This window comes from Tolypothrix campylonemoides VB511288_2 (assembly GCF_045999855.1).
Lineage (GTDB): Bacteria > Cyanobacteriota > Cyanobacteriia > Cyanobacteriales > Nostocaceae > Scytonema > Scytonema bouteillei_A.
On record NZ_JBFPMW010000012.1, the window covers coordinates 1 to 17071 of the forward strand.

Below are 17071 nucleotides of genomic sequence, written 5' to 3' on the forward strand. Positions count from 1 at the left end.
GTTGTGCGATCGCTGTTTGTACAATTGGAGTATCGACAGTTCTATCGATTCTATCCACGTCAACTGTGGGATTGACTGAGTTGTTAGGAGTACTTTGAGAAGGTTGAATGCCCTGGTTATTGAAACTGGTATCTTGTGGAAATGAAGTTTGAGGAGAATCGAGAGTTGGTTGCCGAACAGATGTTACTGCCACAGGTGATGCTTGTTCGTTCTCAACGACTGTGTCAGCTGTGGAAACTGGATTTGGTGTCGTAAGTTGTGCGATCGCTGTTTGTACAATTGGAGTATCGACAGTTCTATCGATTCTATCCACGTCAACTTTGGGATTGACTGTGTGTACTGAAGTATCGACAGTTCTATCCGTTGGATTTGGTGTTGTTGATTTTGTTAGTGCTGCTTGCACAATTGGAGTATCATAAGTTCTCTCAACTTTTTGTTTAACAGTAGTCTTTTGGCCAGATTTTTTAGATATAAATTCTTTTTCACTAGTTTTAGACTTTACTTTTTTTTGATTATCTTGAGATACTTTTGTTGCCTTTGGCGATATTTTTTTAACAGATCGATTAATTTTTTTTGTATCAATTTTGTCTGCGGAATCAGTTTGTCGAACATCCGGGTTGTTTTTTATTTCATTTACTATATGCTCTGTTTCAGAGTTATTAAATGGAATTGCACTAGCCTCTTCCATCATTAAATTATTTACATCCAAATTAGGGAAATCTTCCCAAGACGTATTCAATTGCTTGGAGTCATATAAACTGATTTGTTGAATAAAAGACGGTGATTGCAATGTGCTGGATATTAAAGGTGGAAAATTAAATTTTCTCTGCAATAAAAAGTTAGGGGGAGATAAAGATTCTCCTATTGTAAGAAAAGGATTTGTCATTCCAAGTGAATGTTGAATAATTTTCATAGCAGCATTTGAGGATAATATTACTTATAGCGTTTTCTAGTCTGTTGAGGTACAAATTTATCTGCGTACACTGGCGTTCATGGGCAGTTAATTATTTCTTTCCGTACCTCACGCAAGTAGGAATTGCTATAGATAAGTCATGAACTAGAAAAATAACCTGTTGCCATACGTTGTGTTTTATTGCCTCCACCTCCTTGTTTACTAACTTTCAAGCCCTCAAATGCTAGAGTTAATTCCTCAATCACAACACCACTGCCATCGGCTTGCAAATCTGATGACTTCCAAGCTATGGGAATAGCACCAATCAGCGTCCAGCTTTTCATTATCTCACCCGCTTGATTGAACGTAATAATGTTAGCATTACGCCGACTAACTGGCTTATTTTCAAATAATTCATACAGCCATTTCCAAAAATTTAGATCATCTGTAGTCCCACGTTTGAGAGTTATGTCTGAAAAGGTTGAATGACCTAAAAAAACTCTTTGTTGTTCGTTCACTCCTCCCTCAAAATAAACTTCTTTCTCAATTTGAACGCTTAACCCAGAACATTCTGTAAATGATGCTGCTATGGAACCTCCTATTTCTACATAAAAACGATGAGTTGTAACATAATTCAGTTCATTTTTAATATTGCCGTTGACATCATTAGAAGAGTTAGCAACCATTACAACCACCTTTCCTTACCATAGTTTCTCATTCGATCTCGCTGACAGCGCATATCTTCTAGAAAAATTGCATACACGCGATCGCCCATCTGATTTAAAAGCAACGGATTGTCAAGACACTTTTTTGCTAGTGCAAGCATTGCAATGTATTCTGCTTCGTTAGCTAAATTACTCATACTCATACAGTGAACAGTAACCAGTAAATAGTGACCAATTATTAATTATTAGTTAATAAAACTGTGAAACAGACCAGTTTTTCTTGACCAAGTTGTAACACATCTTTGTCTTTCAGGGGATAGTGAATGCCGGGAGAAAGAAATTTTTCATTTAAATAAGTTCCATTTCGACTATTGTTGTCAACTAACATATATACATTTTGAGATTTATCCCAGTACACTCGTGCATGAGAACGAGAAACTATACCTTCATTAGAAATGCCAGATAAGTCTATTTCTGGTAAAACTGGATTGACTGGGCTTTGCCGACCAATGTAACCCTCTTCTCCGCGCAGGCGAAATTCTTTTCCAGAGGTATGAATTAGCTTTAGGGTGGGTTGAGCATTTGAATGCGGGGATGGAGTATGAATATGTGAGGAGCCTGTTGGTACTGGCTCGGCTGGTAAACTGACAACAGGCTGTGGTGGTGCTGGTGCTCGCTCGACTGGTGGGTTAAGGACAGGCTGTGGTGGTGCTGGTGCTCGCTCGACTGGTGGGTTGAGGACAGGCTGTGGTGGTGCTGGTGCTCGCTCGACTGGTGGATTGAGGACAGGCTGTGGTGCTGGTGCTGGTATTCGCTCGGCTGGTGAAGTAGCAGAAGATTTTGCATCAGGAGTTGCCTTAGCTAATTGCTTCTCTGATGCAAGAACCCGGTCGTCAGAAGGAGTTACTACATTGCCCAAAGGTGTACCGCACATGGGGCAGATTTTTGCATTATTCGGCAAAACACGGTTAAATAATTCGCAACTGGGGTTTGGACATCTATTTGCAGTCATATGAGTTTAGATATTTATCGGGTATGGGTTGTAAAGGAACAAGTCCTACTTTGGTGATGAGACATTGACCCTGACGAGTGGTTAACATCTCAGCAAATTTTTCTCCTGCTGGTGGAAGGCTGTTGTTATGGGGATATACAATTGCAAGGGGATAGCTTAATGGATAACTCCCACTCGTAAAAGTTTTAACGTCTAGGCGATTATCTTTATCACATATATTATCTGATGGAGTAATTGGCTGGTTGTTAAGTCGGAAAAGGGCTTGACTGGGAGACTTGTCGCCATCAACTATAGCTAAAGGATAACCCGCACACTGATTCCAAGTTTTACTCAGAATGCCATAACTAATAATGCCTGCTTTCCCTGTATCGAAGGCCGTAATAATTTGTTGCTGTGTCACTTCGGTTGGTTGTATTGTAACTATTGCTTTGTATTGAGCAATCTTTTGTGGGTCGTCTTGCAGCACAATTCTTTCAAATTCTCGCAATGCTTCAGGCTCAGTTGGAGCAAATGGTTTTATAGGAAGATTCGGTCCACCAAGTTGTTGCCAATTGGTAATTTGACCTGTATAAATTTGACGCAAGCGATCGAGAGTAATTTGTCCGTTAAGAACTCTAGGAAGATTTGCATCTTTCTTACTAAAAGCAACAAATACAAGTAATCCATCATATGCAATTTGTTTGTCAGCTAAATCATTTGGTAAATTATAAATTAAACTGGTCATTGCAAACTGTACCTGACCCTTTTGTACTTCTTCTATCGGTGTGCTACTAGTTTGTATATCAGCAGAAGATACGGGTTGATAGTTAAACTGTGCGTTTGCATCTGGTTTGGGTGTATTTAAGATTTGGGCGAAGGTTACTTCACTAGTCGGACGTACTTTTAAAACTGTACTCCATGTCCCGTCTGTTTCTCCGGTGTAAGTAAATACTCCTGAAGGCACTCCATTGACATCAGTAAAAGTCGGTACAAGTTGATTAAAGTCTGCAAAATAATCTTCTTTAACTCCTCCACGTCCTAAGAAATACCAAATGCTCCCGACAAATGATAATAGAGTGATGATACCTAGCAAGATAAGTAGGATGAGTGGTGTCCGAAAAGGTTTTTCTTTCTCTTCTTCAGGTACAACTTGAGTGAAACTGGTGATTTGATTTTCTAAAGGAAATTGGAGTAAAGCGAGACGAGCAGCTTCAGCACTCTCAAATGGGGTTTCTATACCCATTAAGCGATAGATAAACTGCTTTAAATTGGAACTAGATTTGAGCCATAACAGGTCATCTCTAGGATTGAGAGGTTGATTAGAGGTAGGATCGACTGATTTTCCTGCCAATAAATAAAAAGCAACTCTTCCCAATTCTTCTAAATCTTGTTGATAGTCAGGAGTTGAAGGTTGAGAGAAATTTGGTGGTTCAAATAAACGTTCCCAAATAGCTAAGTCACAAAAATATATAACAAAATATTGTTGATTATCTTGTACGATTAACAAACTATTTAAATTAATATTACCATGAACAATACCTTGTTGCACTTGACCTGAAGGAAAACGAAGTTTTTGCGTATGTAAGAATTGCAGAGTTTGTAAAGCTTGATTGAGGACTTCACGCACTTGAGAAGCACTCATTGCTCCTTTTTCTATCAGATATTGGCTTAAAGTTGGTGAAGTTTCTATGTTCCCCTGACTGATTGTGTAACAGCGTTTTTGTTGGGGATCGACAATGGCTTCCCAAAGACTAATGGAACGGAAATCTTGATTTCTGCCATCTGCTGGACTTACCCCCGCTACACGTAAAAATGTATCTTGACGTTGACGAGCTTCATCTGCATTAAAAGAACGAGAGGGTAATAAATATTCTTTGAGTACAATAGGTTGACTGTCAGTTATCTGTTTTCCTAAATACAAGCGCCCCATACCCCGAGAACCTAAGAAACGAGTGACTTGATAAATACCTCGACTCCCTTTAATTTCAGTTTTTTCTGGTAATAAGGCAGGAAAACCACATTCTAAACAAAACTTAGCCTGTGGGAATTCTTGCATTGTCATTTGAAGGCGATCGCAATTTAAGGGTGAATTGCGCGAACAAAAATATTCTTTATAATCAGGTTTGATTGATACCATTGTCTGTTTTGGATTTTCATGAGAAATTAGTACAGTAATTGTTTAAAATTATTTTTTGATTAAAAATATAATATCTATTACCTCCCTATATATAACCTTAATATCAAGCTTGAATTATGCCTAATTTTAAAGCAGCAAGAACGGCCTGAGTACGACTGGTAACTTGCATTTTTTCAAAAATATTTGTCAAATGAGCTTTTACAGTAGCTACTGTCACGTATAAACGTTTAGCCATTTCTTCATTAGAATATCCTTTTACTAAAAATTGTAAAACTTCTTGCTCTCGCTCTGATAAATTTAGGTTTTGACAAGTTAGCAAAAAAGCTTCTGAATAAGTATGAAATCGACGAAAAAAACCACTAGCAACTTCTGCTGGTAAGTAAATTTCAGAATTAAGTACAGTTGTTATTGCTTCATATAATTGAGTTGTAACATGGTTTTTAAAGACATAGCCTACAGCACCTGCTTGCATAGCACGAAAGATAAAATCATCTTCTTGATGGGCTGATAAAACTAAAACTTTCCCAACAAAAGATTTTTCTCGTAAGCGAATAAGAGTTGTAATTCCATCGCCTGTAGCTAATTCCAAATCAAGAAGGATAAGATCTGGTTGTTTTTGAACAGCAAGGCTTATAGCTTGCTCTGTAGATTCAGCTTCAGCGACGACTTCTAATGGCAATTGTCCGCTACTGCTATGAAAATCAAGGAAAGTATGCAAACCCTGACGAAACCGTGGATCGTCATCTACAAGAAGAACTGAAAGTTTGCGATCGCGAACCATATTAAAACCCTCCTAAAAAGAAGTAGATCGAGGTAAGCTTATAAAAAACTGTGCGCCACCTTCAGACGAATTTTGCGCCCAAAGACTTCCATAATGGTCAAGAACAATTTTTTTAGCAATAGTTAAACCAAGTCCAGTCCCTCCAGGACGACGAGAATAAAAAGGAGTAAATATTTTTTTGATATCTTCTGGAGATAAACCCTTTCCTCGATCGGAAATCCAAATCAGTACTTCATTTTGAAAAATTTGCCAATGACAGTTAATAACTCCAGACACGGGACTAAAGTACACGGCATTACTCAGCAGGTTGTCAAATACCTGCTTCATTTGCAAGCGATCGATTGCCAGAACAGCAGACGTTTCAGAATACTGAACTTTCAAGTTTTTCTGTTCGAGTAAAGGTTGTAAACCTTGAATACTTTCAGATATCAAACTTTTTAAGTCCTGAAGAGTTACTTTGATTTTTTCCTTTTGACCGCAATAAATCAATTCTGTGAGATTGGCATCTAAATCCTTTATACTTTCTCGAATAATTGCTGCTTGTTCTTGAGTAGAACCTTCAGGCAATTTTAGGTAAAGATTTTCTGCATAAAGACCAATCATTGCTAAGGGATGGCGTAATTGATGGCCAGCACGCTGAAGTATTTGTTCCAAAAGTTTGATTTCAGTTTTTTGTTGATAGCACTCAGAACAAATATCTAAATGCTTGCTCAGTATCGTGGCCGTTTGCTTAACATCTTGTTGCAAACTTAAAGAAAGTGGTTCGCGAGTAAATATCAAAATGTATTCAGGTTTTTGGTTTCTATATCCTATAGGGCAGATGTAACACTTTGATGATGTGTAATGAGAGAAATCTATCTCATGTAGAGTAAAACTATGATAAAAGTCTACTAACCATTCCTCTGAATTAATATAAGATAGAAAATTCCGTGTAAACTCTTGTTCTTGAGAACACTGAGTAATTGTTTGATGGATTAACGAAAATGGATCGTAATAAACAATTCTAGCCCAATCAATAGAAGCTCTTGATAACAAAAGTTCTATTTGGAGCTGACAAAAAATTTGTAGACTGGAAATTTGTGAAGATTGGAAATCAGTCCTGGAGTTTGAAAGAGAATGACCTAGAAATTGGGTTAAAGCTTCTGTTGTAACTTGCATAATGACGCCAACCAAAAAAATGCATAAACAGTTTGATTTTAAGCAATCTTTGCTTAACTTCTGTAAACTTATTCATATTGCAGTCAATATATTTATTTTGTATGTAATTGTCGGTTATAACCAGGCAAGATAAACCTTTTAAGTGCAAAATTATAAGAAATTAGGGAAGTGCGCTCGCTATGTTTAAAAAATTTTAAGGGTACAATCATTTGTACCCCCAGAATCTATACTAAATTGTTGTAAGGGCGCAATTCCTTGCACTCCTACCTATGTACAGCCTATTTATAAGGCTCTCTTAATAGATATAGATGGCTCCTGCTTTGTTAACATTAAAACTGCGCTCTCCAACTCCAACACGCTTTTGCCCAATTTGCACTGTTGCAATATTGTCCTTCACAAAGACCTTGTACTTTAATTGTGCCTCAGAAGGGTTAGCGGGATAGACTGTAAAGTTTGCAGGAAAAGAGAAATTGCTGATTTCAGTAATACCTGCAGGTGGCAATACTCTATCTTCAGATTGACCTAACACTCCGTAGTCCAAAGGTAATCCAGTCTCATTTTCAAGCTTTATTGCTATGGGAAGTTGAGGGTTAACCCTTGCTACAGGTTGGAAAAACCCAGAGTGATAAGTACGTGCAGATGTAATTTGTGCTGCAAAAGCTTGGCTGGGAATTAGAGTCATAACCCCAAGGATAGCAGTAGTTGCAAAGGCTTTAAGATTCATAATCGTTACCTATTTTGTAAGTTAAAAGTTGTAACCAACACCTACTTGAAAGCCCACGGCCTCCGCAGAACTATTGCGGTAAGCATCAAAAGCTAGATCCGTAGCAGCATAAGCATTCACACTTTTGCTGATTTTCGTTTCCACACCACCAGTAATAATAGGAGCATTTTTATTTCCGAGTGGAGTATCTTTACCTCTATCAGTTACAAAAGAATAGCCACCACCACCAAATAGGTTAGTATTTTTAGCGATAGGCAGATCGTAAGTAACCGTTGGCACAAGATCGGCACTGTGACGGCTGATGATTGCAGAAGGACGTACTGATAGTTGTGTCTTGGGAATGGCGATACGTGCAGTCACGTCGCCTCCTAAATCGGCTTTTTCATCACTGCGTCCACCACTAGTCACGCCAGGGTTAATACCAACCCCAATGTAATCACCTGTTAACCCCAGCTTTTTAGCAGTAGGAGTTTGTTGCACTGGTTGATATTGAGCAACTGTAAGCGCAGGTGCAGAAGCCACTGGCATTTGTGTACGTACTTCAGCTGCTGTTACTGTTGTTTGTGCAGGTACATAAGAAAAATACATAATTCTGACTCCTTCGGTATGAATGTAAATCTCATTAATTTTTCATTAAAGAACTCAATTAGCTCTTTAACATCGATGAGCAAGGTAATATATAAGAGCATTTAACCTTGCAAATCTTTGCTGTTGATTTCACTGTAAATAGGAAATGTCAAGAACTCGGGAAGAAATCCTCATTTATATTTACAGCCATTGTTAGATGCCCAAACACATAGATGTAGGGGTGCGGCGACCTTACACCCTGACTAACAGTGTGATTCTTTATCATCCTAAGCCCATATCTTAGATACATAATATCTTATTATGTTGTCAATTTAACATCCTTATAGGAAATGTTTATAACTCATATCTTAACTGGATTATCTTGACTGTTCAAAATTCTCATATAGTGAAAAACTAGTTATAAATTAGATGAACAAACAAGAATATCTCATAAAAATATTAACTTAATATCTGTATGACTCTCGGACGGCGATATGAAAATTTTGATAGTAGAAAGTGATAAATATACAGCCAAATTCCTAGCAGAAAATTTCAAACACGAACATTACATCGTAGACATAGCCTATGATGCTCTTAAGGGTTGGGAATATACACAAACAAGCCAATACGATCTCATTTTATTAGATAATATTCTTCCACAAGTAGATGGTATTAGCTTCTGTAAACGTTTGCGAAATGCTAAATATAATGCTCTTATATTAATGCTATCAGCAAGAAATAAAACTGTGGATAAAGTCATGGGATTAGATGCAGGGGCTGATGATTATTTAGTGAAACCGTTTGAATTAGAAGAATTAACAGCAAGAATTAGAGCTTTATCTCGTAGAAGCTCTGAAATTCGCCAACCAATCTTAGTTTACGGTGACTTACGGCTCGATCCTAGTAGCTATTGTGCTATGTATAGAGAGCGATCGCTTTCCCTAACACCTAAAGAATATATGTTATTAGAATGCTTATTAAGAAATCAAAACCAAGTTTTAACTCGCTCAACCTTAGCAGACAAATTGTGGAATTATGACAAATTAGCTGGTAAAGAAACAATCAAAACACATATTACCAATTTACGAAAAAAATTGAAAGCAGCAGGAACCTCTGACAGATTAATTGAAACAGTGTATGGAATTGGTTATCGCTTGAGTAGTTCAATGTAGAACATTTGTTGGGTTTCCCCACGGTCAGCCCAACCTACTACCGCATCCACCTAAAAATGTTGGGTTGAGGCTGCAGGGGCAGGGGGGAAAGAATCACAGACTCATTAACCGATTAATTTCTACCCAACAAATTAACCTAGACGCTCTACTACAAAAATTCTTATCCAAGCATTGAGAAAAATTTAAGCATTAGCACCCCGGTATTATCCAAATATCGGGTTTATTTTTATGATTCATATTTAATAATTATTGAAATACTAATGAATTTCTGAGAACCTCTATTTTGTCTTAAAAAAGATTTCCTCTTAAATCATAGCTTAACTGGATTATATTGGCTGGTACAAATCATAAAACTATTACACAATTAATTTATTCCTGAGTTAAGCAATTGCTGAGCGATTATTCCTCAACATAAGTTCTCAGGTAATTGTCTTTCTTTCAAATAAACTCAACATTTTTAGGAGAAAACTATGTCCGTTAATGTTCAAATATCCCAATCACTACCTACTTTAGAAAATGGCAGTCAAGGTGAAGACGTTAGATATTTGCAACGAATTTTAAACTGTCTGGAATACGGTTCTGTTGCTACTGATGGCAAATTCGGTCCACAAACCGAAAATGCAGTGAAACAGTTTCAAGGCAATTATCCACCATTAGCCGTAGATGGAATCGTAGGACAACAAACCTGGTGGCAAATTATACGAGCTTTCGCAGATTCTTCTTTATGTAACAAATAAAAATAGCTAAAAAAGGCTCATTCCCAGACTGCCTCTAGATCCCTTGGCTCCGCTTAGAAATACATACCTTGAAGCGGAGCCTTAATTTTAACTATACTTTTGAGTGTGTCACACCATTCTAAGTAAGCTAGAGATGCACTATCAAATTCAAGCAGCATTATGAACGAACTTAAAAAGGTTCATAACAGTCATATGTTCTTTGGTGAACTATTTTGTTACCTTCAAATTCAAGAAATTGAGCAATGTAAGCTTTCATCTGTCCCCCCAGTGGAGTTTGTCCAATAGAAACTGCTATTTTAGCTGTCCATATTATTTCTAAAATGACTGTGTTTCCCACAACATAAGAGTTTTTAATATCATAATTCTGGCTAATTATCACCTGCTTGCCTCTTAATGAAGCTTCTTTTAAGTCATCTAAGTTTCTTGTAGAGCCATTAGGTATGAGTCGATTGGGATATTCCACTTGTTCTACAGATTCAGAATAATAAATAGCAAGCTCTTCTGCTGTTTTACCTTCTTCTATAGCCTTCAAATATTTTTTTGCGATTGCTAAAATATCTTGTTGCTCTTTTGTCATAATATCAATATTAATTGTTACAAATTGATTTTGCGATTGTCACTACACCCAAAAGATTTTAGGATCTGGAAACATAACCGAGTCTTTCAATGTCTGAACCCCTTATTGTTGCGTTTTTGAATGATCGGTAAGTCCTAACATTGGAAGTATAACTTGTCCTTTGACTCAAAATGGAAGCATAAAGCTATGGGCGAGTTCCAAAATTTTGCATCCTTTAAACCCAATAAAAACCTTGGACAAACATTGAGTATAGTTTATACATCTTTAATCGGCTAAAGTGTGGGGCTTATAACCAATGTAAAAAAATCAACTAGCTACCCAAAATCCTTGAATATCTGCCTTATGTTTGCGGAGATTCCTGATAGCTATTTCTTCCAAGCGAGATACGCGATCGCGGCTGATATGCAAGCGTTCGCTCACTGCTTTTGGACTGAGCGATTGTCCATCCTGTAACCCATAGCGCAAAGTCAAAACCATTTGTTGTTCTTGAGTTAAGTTAGCAATTAACTGTCTTAGAGTATCATGTACAGAAGACTGGACAAGTTGTTCTTCTGGCAAATCGCTAGGATCTGGTAAAATATCAGATAGTTCTGTGTCTCGATCCTCGCCGATTTGCTGATTGAGAGAGAGGATCTGGCGTTCCCAGAGCAAATACTCTCTTAACTGTTGAGGGGTTAACTTTAAGGCGTATGCCAGTTCTTTTGCAGTTGCAGAGCGTCCTAACTTCTGAGACAATTCGCGCTGAAGAGCTTTAAATTTATTGAGCTTCTTGTTAATTTGGAGGGGTAAGCGAATACTGCGACTTTGCTCTGTAATAGCACGGGTAATTGCTTGACGAATCCACAGGTAAGCGTAAGTTGAGAACCGATAGCCCTTCGTCGGATCGAATTTTTCGATAGCTCTTTGCAGCCCAATAGTCCCTTCTTGAATGAGATCTAACAGTTCAACATTACGTTTTACATACTTCTTGGCAATAGAAACAACTAACCGCAAGTTAGCCTCCATCATTTTACGCTTGGCAGTTTCACCTGCGGCGATCGCCTGTTGTAGTTTTGCTACAGTTTTGGGATAGTCCTTCCCAAGAGAAGCAACTTGCTCAGCCCACTCTTGATAAGTTGGAGAACGACCCAAGCGATCGCATAAGCTAGATCCGACTTCATATAATGCGATCGCTAACTGCACTTGTTTGCCATATTCAATTTCAGATTCGCGAGTCAGCAAAGGAATCCGGCTAATTTGTTGCAAATATGCAGTTATGGTATTTGTGGAAGTCTGAGTCATAGTACTATAGTTCAATGAATGATTGTTTTTAGGTCTTGATGTTCTTAGTTTCCATCTACAGCACTACTTCTATGGGCGAAGAAGGATAAGTTAGAGTAAAGTTAAGAGGATTTTTTAAAAGTAATAGCTGAGGTATCTACTGATACTTTTAACCCATCATTTCCAATTTGTTCGCCAGATACTATCACAAAATGCCACTCATGTCAGCATTGAGTCAGAAATGTCGCCTGATGAGGTTTTATGAGCTTAGGCAGAGCAATTCTCTTAATTACTCTGGTGATTCCAGGTGTGTTGGTATCAGGTTCATCGCTTTACTCCTTCAACCTTGATTATCTAGCCATGCAAAGAACTGAAAGGTATGTAGAAAGGTTGGTTAGGGAAGGCAGAAACAATGAAAGACAATTGGATCTTGCCTATCATCGCAATCTCGTTCACCGCATAAATGCACTCTCCAATGGAACTTGGGGATTTATTGGCGCAGCGATCGCAGCGATAGGCATTCATGGAATTGCCACCACTAAAGACGAGACAATCCAAGACCAAAAGAAAGCATCAAAGTAGTTTGCAATTCGTAATTCCTAATTATTGAGTTACTAGTTATGAATTGCGAAGTTTTGGATGTCAGCAAGAGAGCGATCGCGATAACGCCCGTAACGCTCCTGTTTATTTTTTATTTTCTCTCCCAGGTCTGGCAGTATACCAAAGTTAGGTGGCATTGGCTGGAAATGCTTGGGTGAAGCCGAACTAATAAATTCAAACAGCGACCCCATCATTGTTGTATTGGGTAAAGTCAAAGGTTCTTTACCCAAAGCAACACGAGCTGCATTGGTTCCCGCCAACCAGCCGCCTGCTGCTGCTGCTGTGTAGCCTTCAGTTCCAATCAACTGTCCTGCAGCAAACAACGTCGGGCGCTGTTTAAACTGCAAATTGGGGAGCATCAACTCGGGAGCATTAATAAAAGTATTGCGGTGCATCACTCCCAATCTTACAAACTCTGCATTTTCCAAACTGGGAATTAATCGAAAAATGCGCTTTTGCTCGCCCCACCGCAAATTAGTTTGGAAACCCACCATATTCCAAAGCTGTCCGGCTTTGTCTTCTTGCCGCAACTGTACCACAGCATAAGGACGTTCTCCAGTACGACTATCTGACAATCCCACGGGTTTTAAGGGACCGTAGCGCATGGTATCTTCTCCCCGCCTTGCGAGTTCTTCGATTGGCAAACAACCTTCAAAAAATTTTGCTGTTTCCCTCTCAAAATCTTTTAATTCCACTTGTTCGGCTGCACAAAGTTCTTGCCAAAAGCGCAGGTACTGCTCTTTATTCATCGGACAGTTGAGATATGCTGCTTCACCTTTATCGTAACGAGAGGCAAGAAATGCAATATCGCGGTTAATCGATTCTCCCACAATAATCGGGCTAGCAGCATCAAAAAAGCTGAGGTATTCCATCCCAGTGAAGCGGCGCAAATCTTCTGCTAAGTCCGGGCTGGTTAAAGGACCCGTTGCTAAAACAACAATCCCTTCAGGAATAGCACGCAACTCTTCCCGACGCAGTTCAATTAAGGGATGGCGAGCAAGGGTTTCTGTTAAATCGGAGCTAAATTGTCCCCTATCGACAGCAAGTGCTCCACCTGCTGGGACTGAGTGTTCGTCCGCTTTTGAGATCACGATAGAACCAAGCCGACGCAACTCTTCATGCAACAAACCTGCAGCGCGATCGCTTGCCATTGCCCCAAATGAATTGCTACATACTAATTCTGCCAAATGTTCCGTGTGATGAGCACCACTCAATTGTTTTGGACGCATTTCCCACAGAATGACAGGTATCCCAGCTTGGGCTATTTGCCATGCTGCTTCTGTCCCGGCTAGTCCACCTCCAATAACTTGAATCGGTTGTTTTTCCATACTCATCTGAACGACAACAATTGGCGGAAGTTTATCACACATATACCCAGTATACTTGGCAAATTAGGTAACAGCTGTCGCAGGTTGAGAGCGAGTTTGGCTCAACTTACGTTTGCGTATTATGTTGAGAACCCGCTTAAATTGTTCAAACTCTTCCTGACTCAATTCTGTTTTGCTCCACGCTTCTCGTTGCATCAAGCGTTCATACCAATCATTTAATTTGGGGTAATTGTTAAGACTTATACCTACCTTTACCAGTAAAGATATGGTTCCTCCGACAACAATATCTCCAAAGGTTAAGCGATCGCTTCCAAAATAAGAATTTTCTCCTAAAATATCTGTTAAAAAGCTAAAAACTTTATTTACGTGTTCTGTAGCTTGCACAAATTGGGGAGAACTTGCATCTTTGTACATGAGTGTAATTATTTGGGGCAAAAGCTCGTTATTCGTTACCATTTGTACTGTTCTTACTGTCGCCAATGCTTGGGCTTCTTTAGGCAACATTTCTGGTGTGGGATACTTAGCTTCTAAATAATCCATAATGGCTAAAGATTCTATAACCCTAAACCCATTATCAATGATGACAGGAATGTGGTGAAAAGGGTTAATTCCTAAAAATTCTGGTTCCATTTGGTCACCATTTAAATTTAGCAAAATCGGCTCAAAAGAAATTTCTTTTTCTAATAAGGTTACCCATACACGACGTGCCATTGGTGACCGAGGATTGTAGTAAAACTTGAGCATGGAACATTCTTCCTATTAAGATTGTGTTGGTAAAAAGACCGATTGGTCTGTTTGTTGATATGCCAATACGTTTCGTTGTATCAATCACTTATAGAGATTGTAGGTGTGAAATTAGCGGAGATGTTTTAACTCTTCCTCTGCCATGTGCCAAACATTTTCTTCTGTAGGAAATAGATTTTGTTCAACATCTTCCTTATACTTTTGTATTGCTTGGGCAGTCAAAGTTTGATAGTCTTGATATGTTTTTGCAAGTTTTAGCTTGCGGGGTGTTATTCCTAATATGTCGTTTACGATAAGAACCTGTCCATCAGTAAACCGCCCCGAACCAATTCCAATGGTAGGAATGCTGAGTTTTTCAGTCACGATTTGACCGAGTTCTTCAGGAATCAGTTCCAAAACGAGCATTGATATACCAAGTTTTTCCAATGCGATCGCATCTTCAATAATTGTCTTCGCTTGTTCAAAAGTTTTTCCTTGTACCCTCTTCTGCTGCTGCGTTTGTGGTAGCAAACCAAGATGACCGCATACTTTTATATCATGGTCGATCAGATGCTTGATGACTTTTTCTCGTACACCTTCTAATTTAACAATATCTGCTCCATGTGCTAAAAGTTTTTTGGCATTATCGAGTGCTTGTTCGGGAGTTTCATAGGAATTATAAGGCAAATCGCCAAGAATATACGCTTGGGATACTCCTCGTCGAACAGCTTTCAGATGATGGGCAATATCATCTACCGTAACTTCTTGTTCGCTATCATATCCAAGTATATTTGTTCCTACACTGTCACCAACGAAAATGATATCAACTCCAGTCTTATCTTCCAACAGCGCTGTAGGATAATCATATGCTGTCAGGGCTACAATTTTTTGATGATTCTGCTTTTTTGCTAGCAAGTACGATAAGTCTTTTTTCATGGGGAACCTTGAGCATTTTCCGACCAATTGGTCTGATTTGAGATAAGAGTAATCTTAATACAGTTTAATTGCTCTAGATTTGCAAGTGGCTCCTTATATACTCGTTTAAATGCTGAGTGACTATATCTATGTGAATCAGATCTCCGTAGAGCTTGCTTAGCATAACAGCACCCTCAAGTGAAGAAATCATGATGGTAGCTGTTTCATCAATGTTAACCGTCGGGCGAATTTCGCCCCTTTCGATCCCCTTTTGGATAATTTGAGATACTATTTCCCGCCAAGAGTCCATTGCTTGTTTGGCTCGTTCTCGCAAAGCAGGGTGCGTGTCGTCACTCTCAATAGCTGTGTTCAGTATGGGACAACCTCCCTTGATAATTGGGTTATCTATGTTGCTGCGAAAGATATCTACAATCGCTTGCAACCTATCCACCGCACAATGCTTGCTACGCAATATAGTTCTGTAACGCTCTTTCATTTGAGCGATCGCAAAATCAAATGCTTGTAATGCGAGATCGTCTTTACTTTGAAAATGATTATATATGCCTCCTTTCTGCAATCCCGTGACACGCATAATATCTGCAATTGATGCACCAGCATAACCCTGTTGATTAAACAGTTCGGCTGCTTGTTGGAGAATTTTCTCTTTGGTTTCTTCGCCTTTAGACATTTTGATATTTCCGACCAATTGGTCTTATCCTATTTAAACCGATGAGTTATCCTCAGTCAAGTAGTCAATCGAGGAATATAGTTGCAGGAATGGAAGAAAACATGACTGGTTTGCCAGAGATGGTAATCGCGAAAGAGCTAAAATAAAAGTAAATTTTTATGCGTCTTTACTTACATCCCAACCTTTAGTCTATTGCTAACCCTAAAACAGATTTCTTGAAAAATTCTATGAATACATGAACTTTTAGTGGAATATAAGTACGAGTTGGATAGACAAACCAAGCGGCGGTGTTGAAATTCGTTGCTGTTACATCGTAATCTGGAAACAAGTTGACGAGGGAACCAACCCGTAAATCTTCGTCAATCAACCAGTTTGGGAGCAATGCTAAACCCATACCTGCGATTGCACACTGCTGAAGGGCAATCGCATTTGAAATTACAATGTGTCCACAGACAGAAACATCACTCAGTTCACCCTGGCGATCTTTGAAAATCCATCGTGAGCGAAACCCTGATAGCGGAAAAAGTAGACACTTATGTTGCTCCACATCGCTCGGTTTTTCCAACGGTGGCGAACACTTGAGATAACCTGGACTAGCACAAACCGAATAGTGAGTTCGCATTAATTGTTGGGCAATCAGAGTGGAGTCAGCCAGGAGTCCGAGACGCACTGCTAGGTCAATTTGTTCAGCCAACAAATCAACAACGGCATCAGTTAGTAACAGATCGACTGTAAGCGCGGGATATAACGAATTAAATTTAGGCAATAACGGCACAATGCACTTGAGCCCGAAAGAGACAGAAGCTGTGACGCGGAGAGTTCCCTTGGGCTGACCGGAAATGTCTGTGGCTATATCAATTGCTTGCTGTATCTCCTCAACCAATGGTTCAATGCGCTCAAAGTAGATCATCCCAGCCTCAGTTGCTGACAATTTGCGAGTCGTCCTCTGGAATAATCTGATTCCCAACTCTTCTTCTAATGAAGCGATCGCCCGTGAGACTGAAGAAGGATCTAGATTGCGCTCACGGGCAACAGATGCAAAACTACCCCGCCTCATGACTTCCACAAAAAGTTTTAGTACTGATAAGTCCATTACCGAATTACAAGAATTAATCTGCAGCAAACATGATTTTTATAGATATTATTTTGCACTAAT

19 protein-coding genes are annotated in these 17071 nt (G+C 39.0%); 3 read left to right on the forward strand and 16 right to left on the reverse strand.

Features of this window, described 5'->3' with window-relative positions:
- The 9 genes from AB0756_RS28800 to AB0756_RS28840 all read right to left on the reverse strand — a co-directional run.
- Positions 1-913 (reverse strand): hypothetical protein (locus AB0756_RS28800; RefSeq protein WP_408104029.1); only part of this gene is annotated, 913 nt, incomplete at its 3' end.
- A 137-nt stretch (positions 914-1050) separates the two neighbouring features.
- Entirely contained in the window at positions 1051-1578 is a 528-nt protein-coding gene (locus AB0756_RS28805; RefSeq protein WP_167844774.1) for a phage tail protein, read from the reverse strand.
- Positions 1578-1754: a hypothetical protein gene (locus AB0756_RS28810; protein WP_162002209.1), complete on the reverse strand. Its 177-nt coding sequence runs from the start codon at positions 1752-1754 to the stop codon at positions 1578-1580. The genes AB0756_RS28805 and AB0756_RS28810 overlap by 1 nt, the downstream gene beginning before the upstream one ends.
- Positions 1755-1795: 41 nt before the next feature.
- Complete coding sequence (locus AB0756_RS28815) at positions 1796-2569, reverse strand: FHA domain-containing protein (protein ID WP_063779569.1); 774 nt, start codon at positions 2567-2569, stop codon at positions 1796-1798.
- Positions 2556-4685 (reverse strand): substrate-binding domain-containing protein, encoded by a 2130-nt coding sequence (locus AB0756_RS28820; protein ID WP_038074149.1) that lies wholly within the window; start codon positions 4683-4685, stop codon positions 2556-2558. The genes AB0756_RS28815 and AB0756_RS28820 overlap by 14 nt, the downstream gene beginning before the upstream one ends.
- Before the next feature lie 103 nt (positions 4686-4788).
- Positions 4789-5466, reverse strand: coding sequence for a response regulator (locus tag AB0756_RS28825; RefSeq protein WP_038074150.1), 678 nt, complete (start codon positions 5464-5466; stop codon positions 4789-4791).
- Positions 5467-5478: 12 nt separating this feature from the next.
- Entirely contained in the window at positions 5479-6624 is a 1146-nt protein-coding gene (locus tag AB0756_RS28830) for a sensor histidine kinase (RefSeq protein WP_038074154.1), read from the reverse strand.
- Positions 6625-6919: 295 nt separating this feature from the next.
- Positions 6920-7348: a hypothetical protein gene (locus AB0756_RS28835; protein ID WP_050046724.1), complete on the reverse strand. Its 429-nt coding sequence runs from the start codon at positions 7346-7348 to the stop codon at positions 6920-6922.
- A gap of 21 nt (positions 7349-7369) precedes the next feature.
- Positions 7370-7936 (reverse strand): hypothetical protein, encoded by a 567-nt coding sequence (locus tag AB0756_RS28840; RefSeq protein WP_050046725.1) that lies wholly within the window; start codon positions 7934-7936, stop codon positions 7370-7372.
- 473 nt (positions 7937-8409) lie between these two features.
- Between AB0756_RS28840 and AB0756_RS28845 the strand changes: the two genes are divergently transcribed.
- On the forward strand, positions 8410-9087 hold the full coding sequence (locus tag AB0756_RS28845; RefSeq protein WP_038074157.1) for a response regulator transcription factor: 678 nt from the start codon (positions 8410-8412) through the stop codon (positions 9085-9087).
- Between the two features lie 470 nt (positions 9088-9557).
- Positions 9558-9824: a peptidoglycan-binding domain-containing protein gene (locus tag AB0756_RS28850; RefSeq protein ID WP_050046726.1), complete on the forward strand. Its 267-nt coding sequence runs from the start codon at positions 9558-9560 to the stop codon at positions 9822-9824.
- 169 nt (positions 9825-9993) lie between these two features.
- Here the strand turns inward: AB0756_RS28850 and AB0756_RS28855 are convergent, their stop codons facing one another.
- Together AB0756_RS28855 and AB0756_RS28860 are read right to left on the reverse strand one after the other, a co-directional pair.
- Positions 9994-10401: a nuclear transport factor 2 family protein gene (locus AB0756_RS28855; protein WP_038074160.1), complete on the reverse strand. Its 408-nt coding sequence runs from the start codon at positions 10399-10401 to the stop codon at positions 9994-9996.
- Between the two features lie 306 nt (positions 10402-10707).
- Positions 10708-11682 (reverse strand): sigma-70 family RNA polymerase sigma factor, encoded by a 975-nt coding sequence (locus tag AB0756_RS28860; protein WP_038074163.1) that lies wholly within the window; start codon positions 11680-11682, stop codon positions 10708-10710.
- 240 nt (positions 11683-11922) lie between these two features.
- Here AB0756_RS28860 and AB0756_RS28865 point away from each other — a divergent pair, with 240 nt between their 5' ends.
- Complete coding sequence (locus AB0756_RS28865) at positions 11923-12243, forward strand: hypothetical protein (protein WP_038074165.1); 321 nt, start codon at positions 11923-11925, stop codon at positions 12241-12243.
- A gap of 32 nt (positions 12244-12275) precedes the next feature.
- On the opposite strand, the gene trmFO is transcribed toward AB0756_RS28865, so the two are convergent.
- From trmFO to AB0756_RS28890, 5 genes are all read right to left on the reverse strand, one after another.
- The gene (trmFO, locus tag AB0756_RS28870) at positions 12276-13589 is read right to left on the reverse strand and encodes an FADH(2)-oxidizing methylenetetrahydrofolate--tRNA-(uracil(54)-C(5))-methyltransferase TrmFO (RefSeq protein ID WP_038074167.1); all 1314 of its coding nucleotides are present in this window, start codon (positions 13587-13589) and stop codon (positions 12276-12278) included.
- A 63-nt stretch (positions 13590-13652) separates the two neighbouring features.
- Positions 13653-14333, reverse strand: coding sequence for a glutathione S-transferase family protein (locus AB0756_RS28875; RefSeq protein ID WP_038074170.1), 681 nt, complete (start codon positions 14331-14333; stop codon positions 13653-13655).
- A 111-nt stretch (positions 14334-14444) separates the two neighbouring features.
- On the reverse strand, positions 14445-15248 hold the full coding sequence (gene panB, locus AB0756_RS28880; RefSeq protein WP_038074172.1) for a 3-methyl-2-oxobutanoate hydroxymethyltransferase: 804 nt from the start codon (positions 15246-15248) through the stop codon (positions 14445-14447).
- A gap of 73 nt (positions 15249-15321) precedes the next feature.
- Positions 15322-15915, reverse strand: a complete 594-nt coding sequence (locus AB0756_RS28885) for a TetR/AcrR family transcriptional regulator (RefSeq protein ID WP_038074174.1) — start codon at positions 15913-15915, stop codon at positions 15322-15324.
- Between the two features lie 184 nt (positions 15916-16099).
- Positions 16100-17008 (reverse strand): LysR family transcriptional regulator, encoded by a 909-nt coding sequence (locus tag AB0756_RS28890; RefSeq protein WP_038074177.1) that lies wholly within the window; start codon positions 17006-17008, stop codon positions 16100-16102.
- Positions 17009-17071 lie beyond the last annotated feature (63 nt).

Bases quoted from the DNA above. Each gene is read 5' to 3' on its own strand.
- AB0756_RS28860 (WP_038074163.1), bottom strand. From the start codon at position 11,682: ATGACTCAGACTTCCACAAATACCATAACTGCATATTTGCAACAAATT.
- AB0756_RS28885 (WP_038074174.1), bottom strand. From the start codon at position 15,915: ATGTCTAAAGGCGAAGAAACCAAAGAGAAAATTCTCCAACAAGCAGCC.
- AB0756_RS28830 (WP_038074154.1), bottom strand. From the start codon at position 6,624: ATGCAAGTTACAACAGAAGCTTTAACCCAATTTCTAGGTCATTCTCTT.
- AB0756_RS28855 (WP_038074160.1), bottom strand. From the start codon at position 10,401: ATGACAAAAGAGCAACAAGATATTTTAGCAATCGCAAAAAAATATTTG.
- AB0756_RS28825 (WP_038074150.1), bottom strand. From the start codon at position 5,466: ATGGTTCGCGATCGCAAACTTTCAGTTCTTCTTGTAGATGACGATCCA.
- AB0756_RS28805 (WP_167844774.1), bottom strand. From the start codon at position 1,578: ATGGTTGCTAACTCTTCTAATGATGTCAACGGCAATATTAAAAATGAA.
- AB0756_RS28840 (WP_050046725.1), bottom strand. From the start codon at position 7,936: ATGTATTTTTCTTATGTACCTGCACAAACAACAGTAACAGCAGCTGAA.
- AB0756_RS28875 (WP_038074170.1), bottom strand. From the start codon at position 14,333: ATGCTCAAGTTTTACTACAATCCTCGGTCACCAATGGCACGTCGTGTA.
- AB0756_RS28850 (WP_050046726.1), top strand. From the start codon at position 9,558: ATGTCCGTTAATGTTCAAATATCCCAATCACTACCTACTTTAGAAAAT.
- AB0756_RS28820 (WP_038074149.1), bottom strand. From the start codon at position 4,685: ATGGTATCAATCAAACCTGATTATAAAGAATATTTTTGTTCGCGCAAT.
- panB (WP_038074172.1), bottom strand. From the start codon at position 15,248: ATGAAAAAAGACTTATCGTACTTGCTAGCAAAAAAGCAGAATCATCAA.
- AB0756_RS28835 (WP_050046724.1), bottom strand. From the start codon at position 7,348: ATGAATCTTAAAGCCTTTGCAACTACTGCTATCCTTGGGGTTATGACT.
- AB0756_RS28810 (WP_162002209.1), bottom strand. From the start codon at position 1,754: ATGAGTAATTTAGCTAACGAAGCAGAATACATTGCAATGCTTGCACTA.
- AB0756_RS28845 (WP_038074157.1), top strand. From the start codon at position 8,410: ATGAAAATTTTGATAGTAGAAAGTGATAAATATACAGCCAAATTCCTA.
- AB0756_RS28865 (WP_038074165.1), top strand. From the start codon at position 11,923: ATGAGCTTAGGCAGAGCAATTCTCTTAATTACTCTGGTGATTCCAGGT.
- AB0756_RS28890 (WP_038074177.1), bottom strand. From the start codon at position 17,008: ATGGACTTATCAGTACTAAAACTTTTTGTGGAAGTCATGAGGCGGGGT.
- trmFO (WP_038074167.1), bottom strand. From the start codon at position 13,589: ATGGAAAAACAACCGATTCAAGTTATTGGAGGTGGACTAGCCGGGACA.
- AB0756_RS28815 (WP_063779569.1), bottom strand. From the start codon at position 2,569: ATGACTGCAAATAGATGTCCAAACCCCAGTTGCGAATTATTTAACCGT.